The organism is Mycobacterium sp. NAZ190054 (assembly GCF_001545925.1).
GTDB lineage: Bacteria > Actinomycetota > Actinomycetes > Mycobacteriales > Mycobacteriaceae > Mycobacterium.
This window is the reverse complement of sequence record NZ_LMVQ01000215.1, coordinates 1-6,313: the sequence shown is the minus strand read 5'-3', so window position 1 is coordinate 6,313 and position 6,313 is coordinate 1. Positions and strand designations below refer to the sequence as shown.

5 protein-coding genes and 1 pseudogene are annotated in these 6,313 nt (G+C 68.6%); 1 reads left to right on the top strand and 5 read right to left on the bottom strand.

Translation table 11 applies throughout. From position 1 onward, the window contains the following. From ASJ79_RS31075 to fdh, 4 genes and pseudogenes are all read right to left on the bottom strand, one after another. Positions 1-104: ABC transporter substrate-binding protein (locus ASJ79_RS31075; RefSeq protein ID WP_231750869.1), on the bottom strand; the 104-nt coding region annotated here is incomplete at its 3' end. Between the two features lie 20 nt (positions 105-124). Continuing rightward, positions 125-454: pseudogene (gene nrfD / locus ASJ79_RS15965) on the bottom strand (NrfD/PsrC family molybdoenzyme membrane anchor subunit); the annotation flags it as partial. Further along, entirely contained in the window at positions 451-1,350 is a 900-nt protein-coding gene (locus ASJ79_RS15960; RefSeq protein ID WP_067956864.1) for a 4Fe-4S dicluster domain-containing protein, read from the bottom strand. The gene ASJ79_RS15960 and the pseudogene nrfD, both read right to left, overlap by 4 nt. After that, a complete protein-coding gene (gene fdh, locus ASJ79_RS15955) occupies positions 1,347-4,637 on the bottom strand; it encodes a formate dehydrogenase (protein WP_231750868.1) in 3,291 nt (1,096 codons plus the stop codon). The genes ASJ79_RS15960 and fdh overlap by 4 nt, the downstream gene beginning before the upstream one ends. A gap of 140 nt (positions 4,638-4,777) precedes the next feature. Between fdh and ASJ79_RS15945 the strand changes: the two genes are divergently transcribed. Then, positions 4,778-5,788 (top strand): TerC family protein, encoded by a 1,011-nt coding sequence (locus ASJ79_RS15945; protein ID WP_067956868.1) that lies wholly within the window; start codon positions 4,778-4,780, stop codon positions 5,786-5,788. 32 nt (positions 5,789-5,820) lie between these two features. On the opposite strand, the gene ASJ79_RS15940 is transcribed toward ASJ79_RS15945, so the two are convergent. After that, the coding region (locus ASJ79_RS15940; RefSeq protein WP_197420236.1) for a SelB C-terminal domain-containing protein at positions 5,821-6,313 on the bottom strand (493 nt) is incomplete at its 5' end.

Sequence of the window (6,313 nt, the reverse complement as noted above, 5' to 3'; positions counted from 1 at the left end):
CCGTAACTGGTCGCCTGCACGATCGCGTCGCGGTCGATCGCGTACGCGATCGCCTGGCGTACCCGCACGTCGTTCCACGGCTCGCGCGCCTCGTTGAGCGCCAGATACCAGTAATCGTTGCTGGGTGGAACCGCTCCGGCCGGCCCAGGTCCCCGATCAGGAAGTACATGCTCGCCAGCAAGCTGGCCAGCGCCCCGAGCCGGGACACCTTCCGCAGCTGGGTGCGCCCCGTGAGGTCCGCGCCCGCGGCGAGCAGCGCCGAGCCCGCCGACAGTCCGCCGGTGAAAAGATACGCCGCGATCATCCAGTTCCACACCGGCGTCTTGAGGATCTGCCGCCCGTAGTAGGACCGCAAGTCGGCGGGCGGCACGGCCGTGTCGTCCTTGCTGCCGCGCCGGTGCCGCGTCTGCGCATGCATGTCCGACGCGCGGGTGTCGCTGAGCTTCTCCCTCATCGCCGCCCCAGAAACGCCGACACCGCGACCCCGACCAGCGCCGAGGCCGCCGCACCGGCGTAGCGCCACATCGCGCCGGCGTCGCGGGTCGGCACCACCGGATCCGGCGGCAGGCCGTACACCTCGGGCTCGTCGAGCAGCAGGAAGAACGCGCCGTCCCCGCCGACGCCGTCGTTCGGGTCGTGCCCGTACAGCCGCGCCTCGGTCACGCCGCGTTCGTGCAACTCGTCGATCCGCAGGGCCGCGCGCTCCCGCAGTTCGTCGAGGACCCCGAACTGGATGGAGTCCGTCGGGCACGCCTTCGCGCACGCCGGCTCCAGGCCGTCGGTCAGCCGGTCGTAGCACAGCGTGCACTTCCACGCCCGGCCGTCGCCCTCCCGCCGCTCGATCACCCCATACGGGCATCCGGACACGCAGTACCCGCAGCCGTTGCAGATGTCTTGCTGCACAACAACAGTGGAGAACTCGGTGCGGTACAGCGCACCCGTCGGGCACACGTCGAGGCACCCGGCGTGGGTGCAGTGCTTGCACACATCGCTGCTCATCAGCCACCGGAAGTCCTGCCGGGTCTCGGCGCCGGTCGCATCACCGGGGCGCGCGAAGCCGGGCATGCCGAGGTCCACCGGCGGCTCGGCCGGCTGCTCGATGAACGCCACATGCCGCCACGAGTTCGCCCCGAGTTCACCGGTGTTGTCGAAGGACATGCCGAGCAGGTTGAAGCCGTCCCCATCTCCTGAGACGGGCACCTGGTTCCATTCCTTGCACGCCACCTCGCAGGCCTTGCAGCCGATGCAGACCGACGTGTCGGTGAAGAAGCCGACCCGCGGCGGGTGGTCGTCGTAGCCGGCATCACCGGCCACGTCGTCGAGCGGTCCGTAGAAACTGTTGCGGCTCATGGCGTCTCCTCGGTGTGGTCGCGCGCCGGTTCGGTGGTGTCGAGATGGGTGCCGGTCGCCGGGGTGATCTGCGCCCGTTCGCGGTAGGCACGGAGGTACTCCAGCAGCTGGTGTCCGCGCGGCCGCCGCCCGGGCTGGATGTCACAGGTGGCGACCTTGCTCTCCTGGATGAACACGTTCGGGTCCGCGACCACGCCGAGCAGATCGTTGACCACGTCACCGTCGACCAGACCCCTGTTCCCCCAGTGGTACGGCATCCAGATCTGGTGCACCACATGGTCTTCGATGCGCAGCGGTCGCATCCGGTCGGTGACGAACACCCGGGCGTCGACGGCCGCGCGGCTGGTGACCACGTGCGCCCAGTCCATGTGCGTCAACCCGCGGATGCGGGCGAGCTCCGGTGACACCTCCACGAACAAGGCGGGCTGCAGCTCGGCCAGGTACGGCAGCTGCCGGCTCATCCCGCCCGCGGTGTGGTGTTCGGTGAGCCGCGCCGCGGTGAACACGAACGGGAACACCTCACCGTGTGCGTCCGGCCACGACGGGTTCGACGGGTTGTCGGTCCGGCCGTACACCTTGCGGGCCGGGTTGGCCTGCTGGCGGTACAGCGGGTTGCGCACCGGCGACTCGTGCGGTTCGTAGTGCGTCGGCAACGGACCGTCGAGCACGCCGTTCGGTGCGAAGAGCCAGCCTTTGCCGTCGGCCTGCATCACGAACGCGTCGTCGCCGCGCAGCGCCGGGACCCCCACGGCACCCGGCTCCGGTTCGTAGTCAGGCGGTTTCGTCCTCTCGAAGTCGGGAACGTCGTAGCCCGTCCACTCCCCCTTCTCCGGGTCCCACCAGATGAGCTTCTTGCGCTCACTCCACGGCCTGCCCTGGGGATCGGCCGACGCCCGGTTGTAGAGCACCCGTCGGTTCAGCGGCCACGTCCAGCCCCACTCGTTGTCGTACGGGCCCTGTTCGGTGTGGGGTTTGCGCCGCGCGGCCTGGTTGACCTCGTCGGCGTACACCCCGCTGTAGATCCAGCAGCCGCACGCCGTCGACCCGTCGGCCTTCAATTCGAAGTAGCTGTTCAGCGTGCGGCCCGTCGTCAAGTCGACGCCGTTGATGCGGCGCAGCACATCCTCGGCGGACGGTTCGTCGCCGTCGAGCCGGTAGTCCCACCACAGGTCCAGCAGCGGCCGGTCGCGGTCATCCGTTGAGCCGGCGAGCTTTTCGCGCAGGATGCGGCCGAGGTGGTAGAAGAACCACAACTCGCTGCGCGCATCGCCGGGCGGCTCGACGGCCTGTTCGCGCCACTGCAGCATGCGCTGGGTCTGGGTGAAGGTGCCCGACTTCTCGACGTGCGACGCGGCCGGGAACAGGAACACCTCGGTGCGGCAGCTCTCCGGGGTGATCTCGCCGGTCTCGACCTCCGGCCCGTCTTTCCAGAATGTGGCGCTCTCGATCTCGACGAGGTCGCGCACCACCAGCCAGTCCAGGTTGGCCATGCCGAGGCGTTGCAGCCGGCCGTGCGCCGAGCCGACGGCCGGGTTCTGGCCGAGCAGGAAGTACCCGAACACCTTGCCGTCGACCATGTCCATCACCGTGCGGTAAGTGCCGTGGTCGCCGTTGATGCGGGGCAGGTAGTCGAAGCAGAAGTCGTTCTCCGCCGTCGCACGTTCGCCCCAGTACTCCTTGAGCAGCGACACCATGTAGGTGTCGCTGTTGTACCAGAAGCCTTTCTGGTTGGGGCTTTTGACGTTGCGCAGGTAGTGGATCAACGTCTCCTGTCCCGCGTGCGGCATCGCGAGGTAGCCGGGCAGCAGGTTGAACAGTGTCGGCACGTCCGTCGAGCCCTGGATACTGGCGTGCCCGCGCAACGCGAGCACCCCGCCACCCGGCCGGCCGATGTTGCCCAGCAGCAGCTGGATGATCGACCCCGCGCGGATGAACTGCGCGCCCACCGAATGCTGCGTCCAGCCCACGCTGTAGACCAGCGCGGCGGTCTTGTCGCGGCCGGAGTTCTCCGCCCACGCCTGCGCGATCCGCAGGAACTGCTCGGCCGGCACCCCGCACACCCGCTCCACCATCTCCGGGGTGTAGCGGGCGTAGTGCCGCTTGAGGATCTGGTACACGCAGCGCGGGTCCTGCAGCGTCGGATCGGACGGAATCGGTCCGGCCCCGCCCGCGATCAGCGGCCCACCCGAGCCGGACCGATCCGGCGCCGCCTCCTCCTTGGCCTCCTCACCGCGTTCCTCGGCGTCCCCGGCTTCGGCCCCGCCGGTGTCGGTCTGCTGGTACTGCCAGGTCGCCGGGTCGTACGCGGCGGACTCCCGGTCGTAACCGCTGAACAGCCCGTCGAGATCCTCGGCGTCCTGGAAGCGCTCGTCGACCAGGAACGACGCGTTCGTGTACGCGGTGACGTACTCCCGGAAGTCCAGCTCGTTGGACAGGATGTAGTTGATCACCCCGCCCAGGAAGGCGATGTCACTGCCGGCGCGCAGCGGGACGTATTCGTCGGCCAGCGCGCTGGTGCGGGTGAACCGCGGGTCGATGTGCACCACCTCGGCGCCGGCCGCCTTGGCCTCCATCACCCACTGGAACCCGACCGGATGCGCCTCGGCCATGTTCGAGCCCATGATGACGATGAAGTCGGAGTTGACGAGGTCTTGCTGGTAGTCCGTCGCCCCGCCGCGACCGAAGGAGGCCCCCAGACCGGGAACCGTGGCGCTGTGTCAAATACGGGCCTGGTTCTCGATCTGTAAGGCGCCCAGGGCGGTGAACAGCTTCTTGATCAGATAGTTCTCTTCGTTGTCCAACGTCGCGCCGCCCAGGCTGGCGATGCCCATGGTGCGGCGCAAGGTGTTGCGGTCGGCGTCGAACTGCTCCCAGCCCTTGTCGCGCGCGTCGAGCACCCGGTCGGCGACCATGTCCATCGCGGTGTCGAGGTCGAGGTCCTGCCACTCGGTGGCGTACGGCGCCCGGTAGCGGACCTTGGTCAGCCGTTGGGGGCCGGTGACGAGCTGCTTGCTGGCCGAACCCTTGGGGCACAACCGGCCTCGCGAGATCGGGCTGTCGGGGTTGCCCTCGATCTGCACGACCTTGTCGTCCTTGACGTACACCTTCTGCGCGCAGCCGACGGCGCAGAACGGGCACACCGAATGTGCGACGCGGTCGGCGTCGGCGGTGCGCGCGGTCAGCGTCAGGCTGCGCTTGGACTGGGCGGCCTTGCCGCGCCCGAGCTTGTCGTCGCCGGTGAGCTGCCGGTACACCGGCCACGACTCGAACAGCTTCCTGATGTCCACGCGTCCACCTTCGTCTCCGTCGGTCTCTCTCGATACAACCGTCGATGGCACAACTCGGCAACCCGCGCCTCGACGCCCGGTCGGACGGGGGTACCCGCCGGCGGCCGGATCAACCACGGACGCTCAGGTACAAAGGGACCATGCTCGAGATCAGCATGATCACCTGGGCAGTGACGATCGGCGTGATCATCGCGCTGCTCGCGGTCGATCTGATCCTGGCGGCGGTGCGGCCCCACCGGGTCGGATTCGGTGAGGCGACGGCGTGGTCGGTGTTCTACATCCTGGTCGCCGTCGCTTTCGGGGTGTGGTTCACGATCGCCTACGGCGGCGACCTCGGCACCCAGTACTTCGCCGGTTACATCGTCGAGAAGAGCCTGTCGGTCGACAACCTGTTCGTGTTCGTGATCATCATGGCGACCTTCGCGGTGCCCGAGGAGCACCAGCACAAGGTGCTGACCTTCGGCATCATCCTGGCGCTGATCATGCGCGCGATCTTCATCGCCGTCGGCGCGACGCTGCTGTCGCTGTTCTCGTTCATGTTCCTGGTGTTCGGCCTGCTGCTGATCTACACCGCCATCCAGTTGTTCCGGCACCGGGACGAGGATCCCGACGTCGAGAACAACATCATGATCCGGGCCACCCGGCGCTTCATCCCGATCACCGACGGCTACGACGGCGGAAAACTGTTCACCCGCGCCGACGGGCGTCGGATGGCCACCCCGCTGCTCGCGGTGCTCATCGCGATCGGCAGCGTGGATCTGCTCTTCGCCCTCGACTCGATCCCGGCCGTCTTCGGCGTCACCCGCGAGCCGTACATCGTGTTCGCCGCCAACGCGTTCGCGCTGCTGGGGCTGCGTGCGCTGTTCTTCTTGGTCAAGGGGCTGCTCGACAGGCTGGTGTACCTGTCGACCGGGCTGTCGATCATCCTGGCCTTCATCGGCGTCAAGCTGGTGCTGCACTGGGCCCACGTCGACGTCAACCCGAGCATCCCGGAGGTGAACACCTACCTGAGCTTGGTGGTCATCGTGGTGATCCTCACCGTGGTCACGGTCGCCAGCCTGATCAAAACCCGGCGCGACCCGACCGCCAAAGCCCACCCCGGTTCGCTGCGCGCGACCCGGCGGGACAGGGAGCGCCCGGAGAGTCGGTGAGCGTCGGCACTCCGGTCAGCCGTTGCGCCCGTTCACCTCACCTGGCGTCGGCCGTCGGCGTTGCGGCGGGTGACGTGCCGCCTGTCGAGTTCCTCCAGGAGAGGAACGGCGACCCGGCGGGTGGTGTTCAGCGCGCGTTTGGCCTCGGCGACGGTGAACGGCTGCGGTATCACCCGAAGAATGTCGGCGGCCTGCGCGAAGACGGTGGGACCCAGCACGACGCCGTCGGCGATCTTGGTGAGCCGGCCGGCGCGGATCGCCGCGCCGAGCTCTTTGGGGCCCAGCCGTAGTTCGGCGAGTTCGTCGGCCTCCGGCGCGCGGAACGGTTCGGTGGCCAGTCGCTCCTCGACCGCCCGGACGGCCTTGTCGACCCGGTCGGGCAGTTGCCCGCCCGGTTGCCGCACCCGTCCGTCGCCGAGTTCCAGCCCGGTGCCGTGCACCAGCGGCGCCAGCAGCTCGACGGACGGCAGGTCGAGCGCACGGCGCAGCTCTTCCATCGGCATGCCGGCGGCGATGTCGTGGCCG